This window comes from Streptomyces sp. NBC_01549, from assembly GCF_026339955.1.
Classification (GTDB): domain Bacteria; phylum Actinomycetota; class Actinomycetes; order Streptomycetales; family Streptomycetaceae; genus Streptomyces.
The window spans coordinates 802,971-821,729 of record NZ_JAPEPW010000002.1 but is presented as its reverse complement, the minus strand read 5'-3'; the positions used below and the strand labels follow the sequence as shown (position 1 = coordinate 821,729).

Below are 18,759 nucleotides of genomic sequence, written 5' to 3'. Positions count from 1 at the left end.
GTGAACCGGACCGGCCCTGGGAGGAAGGTGTCAGGAGGCGCTGGGCGTGGCGACCTGGCTGTGCAGGCGGGCGACGACCTCGGTGAGCTGGGCGGCGACCTCGGCGTCGTCGACCGGGTGGGTCTCGGCGAAGCGGGTCACGGAGCCGGGAACGGAGAGCTTGACGTCCTCGAGGACGGTGGCACCCGCGATGCCCAGGGCCTTGCGGGCCTCGTCCTGCGCCCAGACGCCACCGAACTGACCGAACGCGGTGCCGACCACGGCGGCGGACTTGCCGGTGAAGGCGCTGGCGCCGTAGGGGCGCGACAGCCAGTCGATGGCGTTCTTCAGGACAGCCGTGATCGTGCCGTTGTACTCCGGCGAGAAGAGCAGGAAGGCGTCGGCACGGCCCGCGGCCTCGCGGAGGGCGGTGGCGGCGGCCGGTACCTTGCCCTCGACGTCCAGGTCCTCGTTGTAGAAGGGGACCTCGGCGAGTCCCTCGAACAGCTCGATCTCCGCGCCCTCGGGGGCGAGCTTGACGGCCGCCTCCGCGAGCTGACGGTTGTGGGAGCCGGCGCGAAGGCTGCCGACGAGCGCGAGGATACGTACGGACATGGGGAACTCCCGGGGATGAAACATAGCGGCAATGAAGCGGACCGAGGTCCGCTTCATGGTCTGTTTAATGTTGTAGCAGCTAAGCGGACCAGGGTCCAGTTGCCCCCGCGTGCCGTTACGCTGTGTTCATGTCCACCGCACTTCCGCCCTTCCCGAGAGGGCAGGACCCCTCGGGAGTACCCGTCCCGCTGGAGCTGACCGCCGGGCCCGGCGGGCCGCAGCTCCGCGCCGACGCCGCACGCAACCGCGCCCGGCTGCTGGAGGCCGCCACCCGCCTGGTGGAGGAGCACGGCGTCGCCAATGTGACGATGGAGGCCGTCGCCGCCGCGGCCTCGGTGGGCAAGGGGACCGTCTTCCGACGCTTCGGCGACCGCACCGGCCTGCTGATGGCCCTGCTCGACCACACCGAGCGGCAGTTCCAGGCCGCCTTCTTGAGCGGTCCGCCGCCCCTCGGTCCGGGCGCGTCACCGGTGGACCGTCTGCACGCCTTCGGCTGCCGGGTCCTGCACGAGACCCGCGACCGGCTCGACCTGTACATGGCCGCCGAGCCGGACGCCTCCCGCCGCTTCAGCTACGCCCCGTACCGCGTCCGCTTCACCCACGTCGCCATGCTCCTGCGCGAGGTCGTGCCCGGCGCGGACAGCGTTCTGCTCGCCCAGACCCTCATGGGCTACCTGGAACCCGCCCTGATCCACCACCTGACGCGGCAGTGCGGGATGCCACTCGAACGCCTGGAGTGCGGCTGGCACGACCTCGTGAAGCGGACCACCAGCCCGGTGCCCGACGAGGGCCCGTCGACATTCGTCAGCTGAACGGGTCCAGCGTGACGTACGCCTGCTGGGGGTTGCCGTCGTGGACGAGGGACTCGTAGTTGCCGACGTCGTCGAAGGCGAACGCGTAGGCCTTGCCGTCGGCCATCTGCGCGTGGATCTTGCGGGCGTAGTGGTTGGTCACCGTGTCCTGGTAGAAGTTCGCCGAGCTGGTGTCCGGCTGGTTGGGGTTGGTGAGCAGCGTCGAGCGGTTGAAGCCCGCGCACAGGGTCCGTGAAATGGGTCCGCGTACCAGGTCGTTGGGGGCGTCCAGCCGCTTGTAGCAGCCGAAGATGCTGTCCGAGTCGGGCTTCTGGAAGCTGGTGACGACCGCTCCGGCGCTGTTGGTGAAGTTCATGACGTCACCGGAGACGCGCCCGTAGTACTTCGTGTTCGGCTGGTCGGTGAACGGCGTCACCGTCAGCGTCGACGAACCGTACTTCTGCCACACGCGGTTGACGTAGTCGTCCATGACGGTGCTCGGCAGCGCACCCGCCTCGATACCGTGGCCGGGAGCCAGCGCCCGCAGGACGGTGCCGTCGGACCGGGTCTGGATCAGATTGGCCCAGCCGCCCGGCTGACCGCGCAGGGCGTTGAAGAACCCGGTGTAGCCGCCCGACTTGAGATGCCCGGTGTTCTTCGTGGTCCCGTCGGCGAGTTGGACCCCGACGGCGTACGGCGCCGAGAACATGTCGACCTGGGTGCTGTTGATCCACAGTCCGGAGTCGTTGAGCGTGTACTCGGACCAGTTGAAGAGGATGTTGCGGTTGGGGTCGCTCGGATTCTGCACGGCCGGCTGCACCAGGCCGCCGGTGGTCAGTCGGAAGTCGAGCTTCTGGCCGTAGGAGAAGTAGAGCCGGCCGGAGAACTTGGGCATCCGGATCGTCAGCGACTGGCCGTTGGCCGGTCCCGTGATCGACGCGTCGGGCGCGGGCGTCGGCGGATTGCCGCCGGCGGGCCAGGCGTGGAACGTGCCGTTCGCGTCGGCCCAGCCCTGCTGGCCCGTCGAGAGGAGCGTTCCGAGGTCGTAGATGTAAACGGGTTCGCTGCGGCCGGAGTTGTTCGTGAACTTCAGTGGGATCGTCGTCGGGACGGCCGCGTTCGCGTCGGAGGGGGCCCCGAACGTGAGAAGCGCCGTGGTGACGGTGGCCGCAGCCACCGCCAGGGCACGCCATTTGAGCCTTCTGGGCACTCGCTCTCTCCTTGGGTGGGGGGATTCCAACGAGGCGGATTCCGGCGGAGTGAAGCCGTCCGGTTCTCGTTGAGAGCGCTCTCAGAATTGCGGCGGGTGCCGTACGTGTCAACGATCCGGACAGGATTGGTCTGGTCCAACTGGGGCCTGGGTCGTCACATGGTGACGTTCGCGGCGGATCCGACGGGCAGCCGGCGAAAGCGGTCATGGGTGCCGGTGGGAGCGCGCTGACCTGCTGTTCGATGGCTGAGCAGCCCTCGTCGTGAACTGCGGCGGGGGCTCCCGGCAGGACATCGGAGACGGCTGGAACGGCTGGATGGAGGGGACTTGCTTCGGGGAAGTGCACGGGGGCTGTGACGGCGCTCCGCTGCCCGCTCCGAACTCCCGCCGATGAGGGTGAAGTCGCGGGGTCGGGTGAGTTGCCCCGCGGTTGCGTTCCTGGAGCGGCTACCCGCGAGACGTGGTGGGCGTCCCTGGGCAGGAACGGCCCAGGGGAGGGGTGCTCCTCGTGGTGATCGGCTCGGACCGGAGCATGACGTGCACGTGCCGGCGTCGGTGACCAGCTCTGATCAGACACTTGCTGACCTTTTGCTGACTCTACTGACGAGTAGTCAGAAGCTCCGCCAGTGTCCGCGTGCACGCTGAACCTGACCTGGTCCAGCTGTCCTGCGCCGATCCTCAGGCGGGCCCGGTCTCGTGAGGTACACGGAACTGTGTCAGTTATTTGGGGATAGCTGATTCTCGGTGCCATCCCGGAGGGGCGACAGCTTCGGCGGCCCGCAGTTCGGGTCGAGAAATGGCAATCGTCGTTGGGTGAGTGACGGCAGGGTAGCCGCCTGTCCCGCGCCTGGAGTGCGCGCCTGCGTATCCGGGAGCGGACTGTTACTGCAAAATCTGGGGGATATCGCTGTTGTCGTGCTGCGGTTTTGATTCGCTGCCCTGGCGCTCGCCCTGAAGAGGTGTCGGTGCGCGGCACTGGCCGGGCTGCTATTCGGCACGTGATGGTGCCCAGTGGGCTCACCGAAGGCTTTCGGGGTTCGGTGGACGCATGCTGACGGGCAGGCTCGGGCGACGAAGAGATCTTCTTGAAGTTGTCTACCGGGTGGCGTTGACCTGCGATGATGTCGCTGAAACCGTCGCTGACCTGGTCTGATCCATCTCCTCTGGATCTTTCAGATTGCTGTGCGGCTACGCAGTCGATTATCCCCACGCTCTCCCCAGCGCCGCCCGCACTCCCCAGATTCTCCCCAGGAGACCTCCCCACCAGTGGTCGATGAGGCATGGCGGGGAGGCTCCTTCGATGACTTTCCACGGTCACGAAGAGTGGTCAGGGCAACAGGTGCATGGCTAGGACCGAGCCATCCTGGTGTATCGACACGGGGCCGTTCCACTCCTCGTCCCAGGTGTCCGCAGGCCACTTGGTGCGCAGAGCGTGGACATCGCTGCGGTATTGCTGCAGGTGGCCGCGGCTCAGGTGGGTGAAGAGGTCGGCGTGGACTCCGGAGAATGCCTCCACGCGTGTTCCGTTGAGTCGGAAGACATGGTCGGTGCCAACGAACGGGATGCCGAGCGGTGTGTACGCGGCGTCCTGGACGCTGTCGGTGGCTGCATGGGTGATGCTGGCGGAGAAGCGTCGGCTTCCCTGGCGCGTGGTGAGGTACGGGGCGGTGGAGTTTCCGTCGCCGGCGAAGGCGGTGAGCCCTGCGGCGGAGGTGCGCGCGAGGACTTGCTGGAACCATCCGGAGAGTTCAGGGGTGACGTGAACACCGGGTTCCACGGGCGTCGCCTTGCCGTCGTCGGCTGGTGGGTGGATGCCTGGGGGCCATGCCTCGTCGCGGAGCCGTTCGTCCAGGTTCCCGAGAGGGAAGGTGTCCGTGCCGGACAGCCATCCGTCTGTGCCGTCGGCATTCAGTGCGTGCACAGTGAGCGACTCATCGAGGGGCAGTAGTGTGCTGAAGATCAGGCCGGGTGTCTCGTCGGGGATGCCGATGTGGACACCGTCTATGTAGATCGAAGCGTCCGCGAGCTGGCTGTGGGAGTCGCTCGCCTTGCCGTGGTTGCCGCGGGAGACGACAGGGAAGATGCGCGACGGTTCTCCGGGTTTTCAGACCTCGGCGAAGTACTGCGGACGGTACCGGTAGCCCACCGTGGTGCCCTTGTCTCTGCTGTTCAGGGCCCAACCAGCGCGGAGGACCGTGTCCGCCGGGACGATCCGCCGGTTCTGCTCGACAGCCAACGCGGCGAGCGTGATCAGATTCGCGCCACCCTCGGCAGGAACCCGAGCTCGCGACGTAGACGCGATGCGCGGCCCGTCGGCCGGGTCCTCAGCCTTCTGGTGTGGTCAGCCACGCGCCGATGCGGGCCATCGCGGGAGGGCCGGAGGCGGAGACGACGTCCTGAACGAGATCGGTGATCGAGACGGCGCGCAGCGCTTCTCGCCAGGCCGCGTCCGCCCCGGCCATCGCGCGGGCGATCGGGCAAGGTGCGGTGCACGACTCGGCCGGAGTGGCCAGCGGGCCCCGCTGGCGGATCTCCGTGCAGGTGAACGCCTGGCCGGGGCCGTCGACCGCTTCGACCACATCGAGCACCGTGATCGAGGCAGGTTCCCTGGTGAGTACGTAGCCGCCCGCCTTGCCCTGGACCGAGCGTACGAGCCCGGCCCGGGAGAGCGCCTGCAGCTGTTTGGCCAGATAGCTCGCCGAGACATCGTGCAGTTCCGCCAGCTTGGTCGCGGGGACGGGCTCCTCGATCGACGTCAGCACGACACAGCAATGTAGAGCCCACTCGACTCCGCCGGACATCTTCACTCGACCACTTTAGTCAGCCCGCTTAACTCGGACAACTTGTATCCATGTATATTCTCGGACAGAATGTGTCCGAGTTTGGCGCACACCCCGCCCATGTGGGGCCCATGTGTCGCATTTCGGACATAGTCCCGACGAAAGGCATGTCATGAAGTTCGCAGTCATCGGCGGTACCGGACTGATCGGGTCGCAGGTCGTCAAGGATCTGAACGCCGCCGGGCACGAGGCGGTACCGCACTCGCAGTCCACCGGAGTCGACATCATCAGCGGCCAGGGACTGGACAAGGCGGTGGCGGGAGCCGACGTCGTCGTCAACCTGACGAACTCCCCGACCTTCGACGAAGCCTCCCCGGCCTTCTTCCAGACCTCGATGGACAACCTTCTGGCCGCGGCCCACAAGGGCGGCGCCGGCCACTTCGTCATCCTCTCGATCGTCGGCACGGACCAGGTGCCGGAGCTGGACTACTACCGGGCCAAGGCGCTCCAGGAGAACATCCTCGCGGCCGGGCCGATCCCCTACTCGATCGTCCGGGCGACGCAGTTCATGGAGTTCATCGACGCCGTCCTGTCCTGGACCGCCGACGGCGACACCGTCCGGCTGCCCGCCACGCCGATCCAGCCGATCGCCTCCAAGGACGTGGCCAGCGCGGTGGCGGAGGTCGCCGTGGGCGCCCCGCTGAACGGCATCCGCAACATCGCCGGCCCCGAGATCTTCCCCCTGGACGAGCTGGGCCGGATCACCCTGTCCCACAAGGGCGACAGCCGCACCGTCGTCACCGACCCCACCGCCGGCATGTTCGCCGTCGTCAAGGGCGACGTCCTCACCGACAAGAACGCCCACCTCGCCCCCACCCACTACGCCGACTGGCTCTCCTGACTCGTTCGCGCCCTCTCAGGCGCGCAGACCGCAGAGAGCCAAGCCCTGGCCGTCGTGGGTGATGGCAGGAACTCGCTACGGCGGCCAGGGGTGGTCTACGCCGCCTAGGGCGTGCAGATCATCAACATGATTTCTTGATCTTGCTTCAGGGGGGCTTGGAAGCGAGGAACGTCGAGATATCTGGTGGTGTGCGGAAGCGGGTGGTGGAGGTGTTGATGTGGTGGCCGTGTGCTTCGAGGAGCGAGCGGACTTCCTGGTTCGCGCGGCTGATGGTCATGGCGGTGACGCCGAAGATTTGGCCGAGGGGGTCCATGGCGGCGAGCTTGCGCAGATGGAGCACGGTGACCAGGATCCGGTCGGCTGGGGCGAGTTTGGACTTGACTCCTGTACTGGGGGTTAACAGGCGCTCGTGACCGCGACGCATGCGGAGCACGTGCTCACGTTGCACCTCCAGCGCGGGAGTCAGCGTGTCGATGAGGGCGCAGAGCTGTTGGCGAGTCATGCCCGTCAGTTCCGGGTCCTGCAGCGAACGTGACGCGAGCTGATGTGCCGCGTTGGCGTGCTGGTGATCGGTGTCGCCTCCAGCGGAAAGCTGGGGTGGAGAGTGCAGTTCCAGTCGCCGTGGATGCGGTGACGTGCAGTTGGAACGGCCGTGGCTTCCAGCGTTTTTCATGACGTCAGCGACTATCACCCATGCGGTTTTTGCAGATCCGAACATGCCAAGGGCGCTTCACACCCGGCAGCACATCGGCTTTCAGGACCCCGTTCCCGGGGCCGCTGGTCGCGCTGTCCACAACCGCGCGGTAGCCGCGTCGGCACGCCACTGGTGCCGCGCCCGGAGGAACGGAGACGACAGGATTATGGATCCCGAGCCGTGCCCCACGATAGGCAGCCTTGAAGAGGCTGTTGCTGTATTTGTGCAGCAACGGACACGTCTCTTCGGAATCGCCTACCGCGTGCTGGGCAGTGTGGCCGAGGCTGAAGACGTGGTCCAGGAAGTGTGGTTGCGCTGGCAGAAGACCGACCGCTCCGTGGTGGTCAGCCCGGTGGCCTTCCTCTCGAGTACGGCGACCCGTTTGGCCATCAACGTTGCGCGGTCCGCGCGTGTGCGTCGGGAAACCTACGTCGGACCGTGGCTGCCCGAGCCCATCGACACGAGCTCGGACCCGGAGGTGGGCGCGCAACGTGCGGAGGCTCTGGAGCTGGCTCTGCTGCTGGTCCTGGAGAAGTTGAGTCCCACTGAGCGTGCCGCATACGTACTGCGCGAAGCGTTCGACTACGGCTATCCCGAGATCGCTGAAATCCTTCAACTCAGCCTCGTCAACGTGCGGAAGATCGTAAGCCGTGCTCGCAAGCACCTGTCGGCCGAGCAGCGGGAGAGCGTGGACACGGCAGAGCACCGACGCCTTCTGACTGCCTTCGTCTCCGCAGCCCGAACAGGGGATGTGGCCTCACTTACTGGAAGCCCTCCTCACCCCCGATGCCGTCAGTCTGTCCGACGGCAACGGTATTCGGGGCGTCGCTCGTATACCCGTCCTGGGCCGTGCACGCGTGGCCAACCTGGCGACCGCCACTCCGGGGTTCTGGTGGGGAGCGGATGCGAGGTTGGTCGACGCCAACGGCTGTACGGGCATGGTGATCTACCGCGACAGCGAGCCCACCACGTTCATGACGATAGCCGCCTCCAAGGAAGGTATCCACCAGCTGATGTGGGTGTTCAACCCGAGCAAGATCGCCGCGTTCCTTGATTCGCGCTCCCGCTTCCCAGTAACTCTCTCCGGCAGATGTTCTGTGACTGCGGTAGTGTGATGAGGCGGTCATTGCGGAACAACTACTGGGAAACCTCGGCCTCTTGCCTCTTTCCCCAGGGGGACACAGGGCCCTTAGTAGGGTCGGGGACTGGCGCGGTGGCTTCCGGTCCGTTTCCAGCCTCCGCCGCTTCAAACCGTGCATGCAGTTCTCCTGCACACGGCTATCCGACATCGTTCACCGACTGGCATGCGCCGTCGCCCTGCGTACGGTTCCGGTCAGGTTGTAGACTCCCAGCCGGGTGATCCACCCGTAGGTGAAACGGGTGGCCCAATTCCGGCCTCGTAGTCCGTGTTTCCGGCTGGCGAGGATCGCCAACCGCTCGTGGACATAGCCGTCGACCGCGTTGAACTTCCGCCCGGAGTTCCCGTTGCGGAAGTACGCACTCCAGCCTCGCAGCACGGGGTTGAGGTCAGGGACCACGGCGGATACTGGCCTCTCGGCTTTCGAGATGGCAGTGGCTGCACGGACTTTGTCCCGCAACACCCGCATCGCACTGGCCGAGGGCCAGCGTTGCAAGTAGAACTTGCCCCGCCATTTCTACGACTCCACTTTCCGGTGGTGGAAGCCGAGGTAGTCGAAGCCTCGCCCGCCCCGACCGAGGCAGGTGATCCCGGACTTCTCGGGACGCAGTCGCATGCCGAGCCCGTCCAGCACCCTCGCCGCCAGCTCCCGGGCCTGTTCGGCTCGTTGGCTGGTCGGTGACAAGACCACGAAGTCATAGCAGTACCTCACCAGCACTCCCCGCCGGCGGCCTTCTCCCTGCCACGTCTCGTCAAGGACATGCAGGGCGAGGTTCGCCAGCAGAGGTGAAATCGGTGATCCCTGTATGGTTCCCGCTCCGGTCGGAGAGGTCACCCCGCCCTGCAGCACCCCCATCCTCAGCCGGGCCCGGACCAGCTTCAGCATCGGCCGGTCCACCACACGCCGGGCCACCTCGGCCATCAGCGCGGCGTGGTCGATGGTGCCGAAGCAGTCCCGGATATCGACCTCTACTGCTGGATTCCTCAAAGGAAGTACACATAGCGGCGGCGTAAACGCCTGGTGGGTGGTGCGGGTCTGCCCCAGATCCAGGGTCGGGCGCGGGCGTTGAGCTGGGCCGTGGTCACTTCGGTGGCGTGGGTGATGTGGTCGCGGTCGCCGAAGGAGCGTCCGGCCAGGGCGGTCTTGCGGAAGATGCGCCACCAGCCTTCTTGGAGGTTGAACCAGCAGGCGCCGACTGGGATGAATACATGCTGGATGCGGGGATGATCCTCGAGCCAGGTTCGGGTGGACACACTGTTGTGGGAGGACAGATTGTCGGTGATCACGTAGATGTCCCCGACGGGGTTGGCGTCCTCGACCAGCTGGAGAAACTGCTGGTAGAAGGCACTGTTACGGGAGGTGGCCGTCATCGTGACCTCGTGGCCGTCCCGGACGCGTAAGGCGCCGTAAACCCAGGATTTCTCCGATCCGCGGGAGTAGTCGAGCTCGATTTTGATGCGGTGTCCGTCCGGCGACCAGCCCGGTGCCGGCGGGAAGGTGCGTGGGATCACCGGGCCGAGTTCGTCGGCGCAGACCACCGTCGCGCCGTCGGGCGGGCTGGTGTAGAGCCCGACGATCCGCGTCCTCTTCCCTCGAAGTCCGGATCCTTCGAGCGCGTCCACGAGCGCGTGCGCCGCCAGCGCACCCCCTCGGCCAGCAGGATCCGACGTACCTGGGAGCGGCTGACCTCGATGCCCAGGTCCCGGGCCGTGGCGGCCAGTGCGTCCAAAGTCCACTCCGAGGGCCCTGACTCGTCCGCGGCCCACATCTCGTTCGACGGCTGCACCTCCAGCCGACCCGGCGGCGTCAGCTTGACCAGGCCGACGATCCTCGAGCGCTCGGCCTCGGTGATCCTTCGCTTGCGTCCCTGCCCGCCCAGATCCTGCAGTCCCTCCAGCCCGCAGCGGTTGAAGCGGTGCAGCCAGCGGCGCACCGTCTTGGGACCGCACCGCAGCTCGTCGGCTATCTGCGGGACCAGCCAGCCGTTCCAGCTCAGCTCCACCATCCGGCAGCGCTCCACCACAACCTTCGGCGCCTTTCTGGCCGGCGCCAGGCGGTGGACCACCGCCTGCTCGCCCTCGTCACGGCCCGGCCGTGCCCTCAGCACCACTACCCAGCACCCGCCCCCGAGCACCCGCCGTGCGACAGCCAGTCGACCGGAGCCTCGTCGTCCTCGAGTACGACGCTCGCCATCGCCATCTACGGCACGCCCAACTCCTTCGATCCCACCCAACTGCTGGAGGGGCAGCAGACCTACATCTGGGACTCCGTCTACGACACGCTGCTGATCCAGGACAACAAGGGCGAGCTGCGGCCCGGCGCGGCGCAGAGCTGGCACTACTCCAGTGATGCGCGGACCCTGACGCTGAAGCTCCGCACGGGCATGAAGTTCAGCTCGGGCACCCCCGTCGACGCGACCGCCGTGAAGGCGACGCTGGAGCGGATCGGAGCGACGCCCGGGCCGAACCAGGGGGTACTCGCTTCCGTCGCCTCGGTCGAGGCACCCGACGCCACCACGGTCGTGATCAAGCTGAAGCGGCCGGACGGTTCGCTGCTGACCTCGCTCTCGACGGCCGCCGGCGTCATCGGCGACCCGAAGACGATGACCTCCAAGAGCGCCGCGCTGAATCCGGTCGGCTCGGGCCCCTACACCCTCGACAAGGGCGCCACCGTGAACGGGTCGGTGTACGTGCTCAAGCGGCGGGACGACTACTGGAACAAGAAGGCCTACCCCTTCCCGACCGTCAAGATCCGGGTGATCTCCGACCAGACCGCGATGACCAACGCGCTGAAGGCCGGCGAGACCAACACCGGCACCGTCGACGTCTCTCAGGTCGACAGCTTCAAGTCGGCGGGTTTCGAGACTCAGCACGTCCAGGCGACCGCGGTGGCGACCCTGGTCCTGGCCGACCGTGCGGGGGACGTACTCAAGCCGCTCGGTGACGTGCGGGTCCGCAAGGCGATCAACATGGCCTTCGACCGCGCCAAGATGGTCAAGCAGCTGCTCCGGGGCTCGGGTGGGCCGACCGAGCAGATCTTCAACCCCAAGGGGCCGGGGCACGACCCCGCCCTGGACCAGACGTACTCCTACGACGCCTCAGCTGCCAAGAAGTCGCTGGCCGACGCCGGTTACCCGAACGGCTTCTCGGTGACCATGCCGAGCCTCGTCTTCACCAAGCCGTTCGAGCCGACGTTCACGCAGGCGCTCGCCGACATCGGGATCAAGGTGAAGTGGCAGCCGGTGCCGCCGCAGCAGAGCGTCTCGGCCCTCGCTTCCAAGAAGTACCCGATGTTTCTGATCGTCGACGGGCTGAACACCACCCCGATCGAGGCGCGCAACTTCTACAGCCCCACCGGCTACCGCAACGTCTTCAACTCCTCGGCCCCCGAGCTCACCAAGCTGCTGGACCAGGCGAACCGGGAGCTCGACCCCGCCAAGGCGGCGGACGTCTACAAGGAGATCAACAAGTTCGGAGTCGAGAACGCGTGGTACGGCCCCGTGTTCTACATCGGGAGCGACTGGGCGACCAAGAAGGGCATCACGTACCTCGGTGACGGCTCCTCGACGCTCGCCACCATCCGGCAGTTCGGCACCGCCGACTAGTTCCCGGGAAAGAGCCGCATCATGATCGTCTATGTGCTGCGTCGCCTCGGCGCGGGCCTGGTGCTCGCCGTCCTGGTGACCATGATCACGTTCCTGCTGCTGAGCACCTCCTTCAACGACGTCGCCAGCAGCATCGTCGGAAGCGGCGCGACACCCGCCCGCGTCCAGGCCCAGAAGGCCCAGATGGGGCTCGACCGCCCGCTGTTCACCCAGTACCTGGACTGGCTGTCCCAGGCGGTACGCGGCGACCTCGGCTTCTCCTACTTCACCAGCGAACCCGTCCGCTCGGCCATAGCGGGCCGCCTCGGCGTCACGCTGTCCATCGTGCTCGCCGCCCTGCTCGCCACCACGGTGATCAGCGTGACGCTCGGCCTCCTGGCCGCCTCACGCGGCGGCGCCGTCGACCGGATCGCACAGGGCGTGTCGATGGTCGGATACCTGGTGCCGAACCTGCTGATCGCGATTGCTCTCGTCTACGTCCTGGCCATCAAGCTGCATTGGTTCCCCGCCACCGGCTACACGCCGCTGTCGGAGAACCCGGCCGGTTGGGCCTCCGCCATCGCCATTCCCGTCGTCGCCCTGATGATGAGCGGCGTCGCAGGCCTCACCTCCCAGGTCCGCGGCGCCATGATCGGCGAGCTGCGTAAGGACTACGTTCGCACCCTGCGGACCCGGGGGATACCGACCCGGTCGATCGTGCTGCGCCACGCCCTGCGGGGCGCAGCCGGCCCGGCTCTCACCGTCCTGTCGCTGGAGTTCATCCAGATGCTCGGCGGCGCTCTCATCATCGAGCAGGTTTTCGCACTGCCGGGCTTCGGCCAGTACGCCTTCAACGCGTCCCTCCAGGGCGACATCCCGATCATCATGGGCATCAGCCTGTTCGGTGTGCTGCTCGTGGTGTGCGTCAACCTCGTCGTCGATCTAGTCAACGGCTGGCTCAACCCGAAGGCGAGGATCCTGAGTTGACCACCGAACGCCGCACCGCTGTGCTCGGCCGCAGGTCGCCCTTGCGCAAGCTTATGACGGACCCGCAGGCCGCTATCAGCGCGGGCCTCCTCCTGGTCGTCGTCCTGCTCGGCCTGGTTTCACCGCTCCTCAGCGATCACGGGCCGAACGACGCCTCGCTCGACGCGGTCAACGCCGGCATCGGAACCCACGACTATCTGCTGGGGGGCGACAAGAGCGGGCGCGACATCCTGGCGCGTCTGCTGGCCTCCATCAACACCAGCGTGGTCTCGGCCCTCATCGGCACGAGCATCGCCCTGGCCATCGGCGTCACCTTCGGGCTCATCGGCGGCTACTTCGGCCGCCGTGTCCGGGGTGTCACCGAGTGGGTCTTCAGCTTCGTCATGACCTTCCCGGGCCTGATCCTGCTCATCGTGCTGTTCCCGGTGACGGACGGCGACTACCGCGCGACGATGCTGATCTTCGGCGTACTGCTCTCGCCCGGGATCTACCGCCTCGTACGCAACCTCGTCCTCGGAGTGAAGAACGAACTGTACGTGGACGCCGCACGCGTCTCGGGCCTGCCCGACCGGCGCATCCTGCGACGGCACGTGCTCACCGTAGTCCGGGGACCGGTCGTCATCGCCACCGCGTTCCTCGCCGGATCCTCCATCTCCGTCCAGTCGGGCCTAGCCTTCCTCGGCGTCGGGTCCAGCTCGGTCCCCAGCTTCGGAGCGATGATCTCCGAGGGCTTCACCAACCTCTACGAGGAACCACTGCAGTTCCTCTGGCCGAGCCTGATGCTCGGCATCATCACCGCGTCGTTGGTGCTGCTCGGCAACTCGCTGAGGGACGCCCTGGAGGGCGATCGGCCCAAGCCGTCCCGTATCGCCGCACCCGAGCGCCGACCGGCGACCGCGCCGACCGGCACCGGCGCGGACGCCCCATCGTCCGATGCGCGGGAAGCCGACGCCTCGGCGACGGCCCCGGGGCTGCTCACCGTCGAGGACCTTGTCATTGCCTACCCGACCCCGTCGGGCGAGCTGAAGGAGGTTGTCAGCGGCCTTACCTTGAGCCTGGAGGCGGGGCAGACCCTCGGTCTCGTCGGTGAGTCGGGATCCGGCAAGACCCAGACCGCATTCGCCGTCCTCGGTGTGCTGCCCGCCGAGGCGGTCGTCACCCGAGGATCGATCCGGCTCGACGGACGCGAACTCATTGGCCTCAGCGAGGGCGAACTGCGTGGTGTGCGCGGGAGGTCCATCGCGTACGTGCAGGAGCCGATGTCCAACCTCGACCCCAACTTCACCGTGGGAACACAGCTCGTCGAGGGCCTGCGCGCCTCCTCGACGATGCCGCGACGTGCGGCGCGCGAACACGTTCTCGCTCTGCTGGACCGGGTCGGCATCCCGGACCCGAAGCGCACCTTCTTCTCCTATCCGCACCAGATCTCCGGCGGCATGGCCCAGCGCGTGCTCATCGCGGGCGCGGTCGCGAGCCGTCCGCTGCTGCTCATCGCCGACGAACCCACGACCGCGCTCGACGTGACCGTGCAGGCGGAGATCCTCGACCTGCTGCGCGAGCTGCAGAAGGAGCTGAACATGGCGGTGCTCCTTGTGACCCACAACTTTGGTGTGGTCGCGGACATCTGCAACCGCGTCGCGGTCATGCAGAAGGGCCGGATCGTCGAGACCGGCGACGCGCTCGACCTGTTCACCGCCCCGCGGCACGCCTACACCCGGATGCTGCTGGATTCCATCCTCGACAAGCGGACCTTGCGCACCGACCGGCCGACGACGGACGCCCGAGAGACGGACGCCCGAGAGGCGGACACGCTCGAGACGGAGGCGCGATGAAGACGGCCCTGCTCGACGTGAACGACCTGCGCGTGGCCTACCCGGGACGCGGCTTCCGCACCCGCCCGCAGCAGGTACTGCACGGGGTGTCCCTGGCGGTGGACGAGGGCGAGACGCTCGGCATCGTCGGCGAGTCCGGCTCCGGCAAGACGACCATCGGCCGGGCGGTGCTCGGGCTGGTGAAGCCCAGCAGCGGACGCATCGGCTTTCTCGGCCAGGACATCACCCACTGCACGGCGAAGGAGCGCCGGGCCCTCGCACGCTACATCCAGGTCGTCTTCCAGGACCCCTACACCTCGCTCAACCCGTCGCTCACCGTCGGCGACATCCTCAGCGAGCCTCTCGTGGTGCAGGGGGCGAGCCCACGCAACGCCCGAGTGCGTGTGCGTGAACTTCTCGACGAGGTAGGACTGCCGGCAGACGCCTTCGTACGGCTGCCGCGGGAGTTCAGCGGCGGCCAGCGCCAGCGCGTCGCGATCGCCCGAGCCCTGGCTCCGGGACCGAAACTGATCGTCTGCGACGAGCCGGTCTCCGCCCTCGACCTGTCGACGCAGGCCCGCGTGCTCGACCTCTTCGTCGACATCCAGCGGCGTACCGGGGTCGCCTATCTCTTCGTCTCGCACGACCTCGCGGTCATCCGGCACGTGAGTCACAGGGTGAGCGTGGTCCACCGCGGCGGCATCGTCGAGACCGGCCCGGCAGGCCTCGTCACCTCCGCTCCCGAACACCCCTACACCCAGCGTCTGTTGCTCGCCGCCCCGGTCGCGGACCCGGTCGGGCAGAGGAAACGGCGCGAGGAGCGACAGCGTCTGGCCGCGGCACGGAACGCGCTGTGAACCCGCCACCCGGCCCACCGTGCTCAGCCGTCCAGCCCCGGGATGACGGACAGCAGGAACATGCGGATCGCGCGCTCCACGTGCACCGATTCGCGGTCGAAAAGCCACTGCTGCTGCAGGCCGTTGATGAGGGAGATGGTGATCGTCGCCAACGACTCCGGGGCGATGTCCGAGCGCAGCTCGTCGCGCTCGGCGAGAGCGGTGAACACGTCCGCGTAGAACTGGCGGAGCGTGCGGTAGCGCTGGGCGTAGAACTCGTGCGCAGGGTGGCCGGGGGAGGTCGCCTCGGCCGACAGAATGCAGTGCAACTCTATGAGCCCCGGCCTCAGTTCGTTCTCGACGAGCACGCCGAGCATGCCCCGCAAAGCCTCGACGGGCCGCTCCTTCGGATGCAGCGCCTCGGCCGACTCCAGAAACTGGGCACTACGCCGGTCGCGCAGTTCGAGCATGGCGAGGAGCAGGTCCTCCTTGCGCGGGAAGTGGTGCAGCAGGCCGGTCAGGCTGATGCCGGCCCGCTGGGCGATGTCCTTCATGGTGGCGCCGCGGAATCCCGCCTCACCGAACGCCCCCATGCAGGCCTCGATGATCCGCCGCCGCACCTCCGCGGTCTTCGCGTACGGCCCCCGGCTCGTGCTTGCGGTCATGCGCTCTCCTGCCGTCCTTGTCATCGACGCAAAAATAGTATCGAGATTCGAAATTCGATGTTAGCGTCGAAGCGTCCACCCTCGGACCGGCGTCGACCGGGCCGGTGGACCTCGCATCGTCCTCTGTGACTCAACCTCGTTCCCTTCTCTCTGCAGTGTTCTGCTCCCTCGGACAAGGAAGTTGACGATGACTGAACTCGTTCCCGGATTCCTCTGGGGCGCATCTACAGCGCCGCACCAGGTGGAGGGCAACAACCTCAACAGCGACTTCTGGGCCCGCGAGCACCTCGCGCCCGGCCTTGAGCTCAGCGGCGACGCCTGCGACAGCTTCGGCTTGGCCATCGTCGCCGCCATTGCCGAGGTTCACCACGCGCTGATCGGACTCGACAGCACGCCGGGCGAGGGCACGCGCGTCGACGTGGTCTTCCCGGCCCTTCGGGAGTAGGCGCCCCGCTGCCGCCGGACGGTGAGTCGATGGGGTGGGCGGCGGCGGTCGGGTCGTCTTGCGGTCAGTCGTTGAGCGGGCCGGGGTGTACCGGCCGGTTGGGCGGTCTGTGGCGCGCTGACGAGTTCGCGGTTGCGGTGGTCAGCGGGCGGGCTGGCCAGCTGCCGCGCGGGCCCGTACGGCCGCGGTGTAGGGGACGGTGAAGGCCACGGGGAGGAGGAACCCGGCGACCTGTACCAGCACGAGGGCCAGCGGTCCAGCGTTGTTCATGTCCAAAACGGCCAGTACGAGGGCTGACAGGGTGAAGGCGGCGGCCCAGGCAGCCGTGATGACCACGTTCACGCAATAGAAGGCCGGGGTGCGCCAGACAGCTTCGAGGGCCTGACCGCGCGCGATGGCCAGGGTGAACGGCTGCTTGAGGGCCAGGCCGCTCCAGGCCGTCAGTGCCAGGACGGCCGCCGAGGAGGCGTTGACGTAGTGGTGGAACGGCGAGTTGGGGCTGGCGAAGGCGACAGTGACGACAACCGCGAAAAAGGGCCGCCGAGACCAAGCCTAGAAGCATGGTGTCCAGCGGCTGCCCGGCCCGGTGGCCTTCGGCGACCAGGGCGATGGAGATGAGCAGGGCGTCCAGGGCTCCCCACTGCCAGGCCGGGATGACGGCGAAGGCGATCCATGGAGCGAAATTGCTAGCCCGCGGAGCGCCCGCACGGTCCGCTCCGGTCCAGCCCCGGCGGGCAGGCCCTCATCTGCCCGCGAGTAGCAGTCGTTCAAGTACGTCACGCCGTGGAGCCGACGCCTACTACAGGGTCACTTCGCAGTGCGCGGCGACCGCCGGACACCCTCCACTCCGGGCTCTGGCTCTGACCTACGCCAGCTATGGCGCTTCGTCGCCGAAGGCGAAGTTGGAGTTCCTTTCCCAAGCGGCCAACGACGTGCGAGGCTACGGCAACGCTACGGCTGCCGCCTGGGTCCTCGGCAGGCACGCGGAGGAAGCCGCGGCGGTCGGGGGACGGCCCCGCTGGAGCGGCGAGCCGGCGCGCGGCGGCGGCGTGTGGCGCTCGACGTCACCTGGGCCTCTCCCCCTGGCCGGTCCACTTCGCACCCGGCGAACGTACCGGTGTCTACCCCGCTGACCTCGACCGACCCCTCGTGGCGCGGACGGCCAGGCCCGCATCACCGCCGACGGCTACGCCGTCGCTCTCGTAGACGGGGTCCAGCGAGTGCTGCAGTAGCTCCGCCCGCTCGTCGTGCGGCGGATCTGATGGCCCAGGGCCCCGCGCCGCCGCACCGGGCAGGTGCGGCGGCGCGGGCGGGGCCGCCTTATCGGGCGGTGTTGATCCGGGCGGCCAGGAGGTTGGGGTCGTCGTTGGTGAAGTAGGCGCCGCTGGCGATGTAGGCCGTGTTGCCCCGTACGGCGAGCGAGGTCGGGTTCTCCAGCCCGTCGGCGCCGGTCAGCACGACGGTGTGGCTGCCGCCCGGCCTGACCAGGGCCACCTCGTTGTCCGCGTTGATCGCGGCCAGGAGGGTGTTGCCGCGGCCGGTGAAGGCGAAGTCGTCGATGTCGACCAGGCCGGTGGCCCGGGTCTCGACGTGGCCGGCGGTGCCGTACCGGGTGACCGGGATGCGTAGCACGGTGCCCTTGTCCAGGTTTGACACCCAGACCGCCCCGTCGTGGATCTTGATGCCGTTGGCTCCGAGGAATCCGGCGGCGGCCAGTTCGGGCGCGGTGGCCCACCGGGTGGGCGCGCCCCCGGTGACGGGCACCCGCCAGACCGTGCCGAGGACCGAGTCGGCCACGTACAACCGGCCTTCGTGCCGGTCAAGGGCCAGGCCGTTGGGCAAGCCGTCGGCGGGGAGCGCGGCGATGCGCTGCGGTGTGCCGCCGGGGCGCAGACGCCACAGGCCGGTGAGATCGCTGCTGCCGGTGGCATAGAGGAAGTACAGGGTCCCGTCGTGGGCGCGGACGATCCCGCCGAGGAACGGTGAGGAGAGGGCAGGGGTGCTGGCGCCGACCGGAGGTTGGGGCAGGGTGGCTAGGACGTGCACCCGGCCGTCGGGGTGGATGCGGGCGACCTGGCGGCTGTAGGCGAAGGTGACGACGGCACTCCCGCCGGGCTCCAGGGTGATGTTCTCCGGTCGCTGTCCTTCGGCGATGTCCAGGTGTGCCATGAAGCGCACGTCCGGCTTCGGGGCGGCGGTCGCCGGGCCGGCCGCGGTCATGGCGAGGGCCGCTGCGACGGCCGAGGCCAGGAGGCCGGTGCGCGTCCCCGTCAGGAATCTGGGCATGTGGGCTCTCTTCATCTTTCTCTTTGATCGCAAGTGG

19 protein-coding genes and 2 pseudogenes are annotated in these 18,759 nt (G+C 67.7%); 8 read left to right on the top strand and 13 right to left on the bottom strand.

The genetic code is table 11. The annotated features are described in order from the left end of the window. Positions 1-30 precede the first annotated feature (30 nt). On the bottom strand, positions 31-594 hold the full coding sequence (locus OG819_RS38425; RefSeq protein ID WP_266633009.1) for an NAD(P)H-dependent oxidoreductase: 564 nt from the start codon (positions 592-594) through the stop codon (positions 31-33). A gap of 128 nt (positions 595-722) precedes the next feature. Between OG819_RS38425 and OG819_RS38420 the strand changes: the two genes are divergently transcribed. Further along, positions 723-1,406 carry a TetR/AcrR family transcriptional regulator gene (locus OG819_RS38420; protein ID WP_266653723.1) on the top strand — a complete coding sequence of 228 codons (684 nt, stop codon included), beginning with the start codon at positions 723-725 and terminating at the stop codon, positions 1,404-1,406. On the opposite strand, the gene OG819_RS38415 is transcribed toward OG819_RS38420, so the two are convergent. The 4 genes from OG819_RS38415 to OG819_RS38400 form a co-directional block, all read right to left on the bottom strand. Beyond that, entirely contained in the window at positions 1,399-2,562 is a 1,164-nt protein-coding gene (locus OG819_RS38415; protein ID WP_266635059.1) for a glycoside hydrolase family 64 protein, read from the bottom strand. The two genes, OG819_RS38420 and OG819_RS38415, sit on opposite strands and share 8 nt — an antisense overlap. A 1,360-nt stretch (positions 2,563-3,922) precedes the next feature. Further along, positions 3,923-4,516, bottom strand: coding sequence for a hypothetical protein (locus tag OG819_RS38410; protein ID WP_266653721.1), 594 nt, complete (start codon positions 4,514-4,516; stop codon positions 3,923-3,925). A gap of 183 nt (positions 4,517-4,699) precedes the next feature. After that, the gene (locus OG819_RS38405; RefSeq protein ID WP_266633015.1) at positions 4,700-4,831 is read right to left on the bottom strand and encodes a hypothetical protein; all 132 of its coding nucleotides are present in this window, start codon (positions 4,829-4,831) and stop codon (positions 4,700-4,702) included. Between the two features lie 88 nt (positions 4,832-4,919). Further along, positions 4,920-5,396: an Rrf2 family transcriptional regulator gene (locus tag OG819_RS38400; RefSeq protein WP_266635061.1), complete on the bottom strand. Its 477-nt coding sequence runs from the start codon at positions 5,394-5,396 to the stop codon at positions 4,920-4,922. A 151-nt stretch (positions 5,397-5,547) separates the two neighbouring features. Here OG819_RS38400 and OG819_RS38395 point away from each other — a divergent pair, with 151 nt between their 5' ends. After that, a complete protein-coding gene (locus OG819_RS38395) occupies positions 5,548-6,276 on the top strand; it encodes an SDR family oxidoreductase (protein ID WP_266633017.1) in 729 nt (242 codons plus the stop codon). 145 nt (positions 6,277-6,421) lie between these two features. On the opposite strand, the gene OG819_RS38390 is transcribed toward OG819_RS38395, so the two are convergent. After that, positions 6,422-6,994: a transposase family protein gene (locus OG819_RS38390; RefSeq protein ID WP_266653719.1), complete on the bottom strand. Its 573-nt coding sequence runs from the start codon at positions 6,992-6,994 to the stop codon at positions 6,422-6,424. A gap of 142 nt (positions 6,995-7,136) precedes the next feature. Between OG819_RS38390 and OG819_RS38385 the strand changes: the two are divergent. After that, positions 7,137-8,085 (top strand): annotated as a pseudogene (locus OG819_RS38385) (sigma-70 family RNA polymerase sigma factor). A 177-nt stretch (positions 8,086-8,262) separates the two neighbouring features. Here the strand turns inward: OG819_RS38385 and OG819_RS38380 are convergent. From OG819_RS38380 to OG819_RS38365, 4 genes are read right to left on the bottom strand one after another with little or no spacing between them, the layout of a single operon-like run. Continuing rightward, positions 8,263-8,577 (bottom strand): group II intron maturase-specific domain-containing protein, encoded by a 315-nt coding sequence (locus tag OG819_RS38380; RefSeq protein ID WP_266633023.1) that lies wholly within the window; start codon positions 8,575-8,577, stop codon positions 8,263-8,265. 48 nt (positions 8,578-8,625) lie between these two features. After that, a complete protein-coding gene (locus OG819_RS38375; protein ID WP_266653717.1) occupies positions 8,626-9,096 on the bottom strand; it encodes a reverse transcriptase domain-containing protein in 471 nt (156 codons plus the stop codon). Further along, the gene (locus OG819_RS38370) at positions 9,093-9,620 is read right to left on the bottom strand and encodes a transposase (protein WP_266653715.1); all 528 of its coding nucleotides are present in this window, start codon (positions 9,618-9,620) and stop codon (positions 9,093-9,095) included. Before OG819_RS38370 ends, OG819_RS38375 begins: the two co-directional genes overlap by 4 nt. Further along, positions 9,617-10,174 (bottom strand): helix-turn-helix domain-containing protein, encoded by a 558-nt coding sequence (locus OG819_RS38365; protein ID WP_266653713.1) that lies wholly within the window; start codon positions 10,172-10,174, stop codon positions 9,617-9,619. The genes OG819_RS38370 and OG819_RS38365 overlap by 4 nt, the downstream gene beginning before the upstream one ends. On the opposite strand from OG819_RS38365, the gene OG819_RS38360 reads away from it, so the two are divergent. Genes OG819_RS38360 through OG819_RS38345 form a run of 4 tightly spaced genes read left to right on the top strand, consistent with a single transcriptional unit; the run spans position 10,166 to position 15,347 of the window. Next, entirely contained in the window at positions 10,166-11,713 is a 1,548-nt protein-coding gene (locus OG819_RS38360) for an ABC transporter substrate-binding protein (RefSeq protein ID WP_266653711.1), read from the top strand. The two genes, OG819_RS38365 and OG819_RS38360, sit on opposite strands and share 9 nt — an antisense overlap. Positions 11,714-11,734: 21 nt before the next feature. Next, the gene (locus OG819_RS38355) at positions 11,735-12,679 is read left to right on the top strand and encodes an ABC transporter permease (RefSeq protein WP_266653709.1); all 945 of its coding nucleotides are present in this window, start codon (positions 11,735-11,737) and stop codon (positions 12,677-12,679) included. After that, positions 12,676-14,511: a dipeptide/oligopeptide/nickel ABC transporter permease/ATP-binding protein gene (locus OG819_RS38350; protein WP_266653707.1), complete on the top strand. Its 1,836-nt coding sequence runs from the start codon at positions 12,676-12,678 to the stop codon at positions 14,509-14,511. The genes OG819_RS38355 and OG819_RS38350 overlap by 4 nt, the downstream gene beginning before the upstream one ends. Continuing rightward, positions 14,508-15,347 (top strand): ATP-binding cassette domain-containing protein, encoded by an 840-nt coding sequence (locus tag OG819_RS38345; RefSeq protein WP_266633037.1) that lies wholly within the window; start codon positions 14,508-14,510, stop codon positions 15,345-15,347. The genes OG819_RS38350 and OG819_RS38345 overlap by 4 nt, the downstream gene beginning before the upstream one ends. Positions 15,348-15,370: 23 nt before the next feature. On the opposite strand, the gene OG819_RS38340 is transcribed toward OG819_RS38345, so the two are convergent. Beyond that, positions 15,371-15,991, bottom strand: coding sequence for a TetR/AcrR family transcriptional regulator (locus tag OG819_RS38340; protein ID WP_266633039.1), 621 nt, complete (start codon positions 15,989-15,991; stop codon positions 15,371-15,373). A gap of 187 nt (positions 15,992-16,178) precedes the next feature. On the opposite strand from OG819_RS38340, the pseudogene OG819_RS38335 reads away from it, so the two are divergent. Next, positions 16,179-16,322 (top strand): annotated as a pseudogene (locus tag OG819_RS38335) (glycoside hydrolase family 1 protein); the annotation flags it as partial. A 255-nt stretch (positions 16,323-16,577) separates the two neighbouring features. Here OG819_RS38335 and OG819_RS38330 read toward each other — a convergent pair. Continuing rightward, positions 16,578-16,778: a hypothetical protein gene (locus OG819_RS38330; RefSeq protein WP_266633041.1), complete on the bottom strand. Its 201-nt coding sequence runs from the start codon at positions 16,776-16,778 to the stop codon at positions 16,578-16,580. A gap of 978 nt (positions 16,779-17,756) precedes the next feature. After that, on the bottom strand, positions 17,757-18,722 hold the full coding sequence (locus OG819_RS38325) for a hypothetical protein (RefSeq protein ID WP_266633043.1): 966 nt from the start codon (positions 18,720-18,722) through the stop codon (positions 17,757-17,759). Positions 18,723-18,759 lie beyond the last annotated feature (37 nt).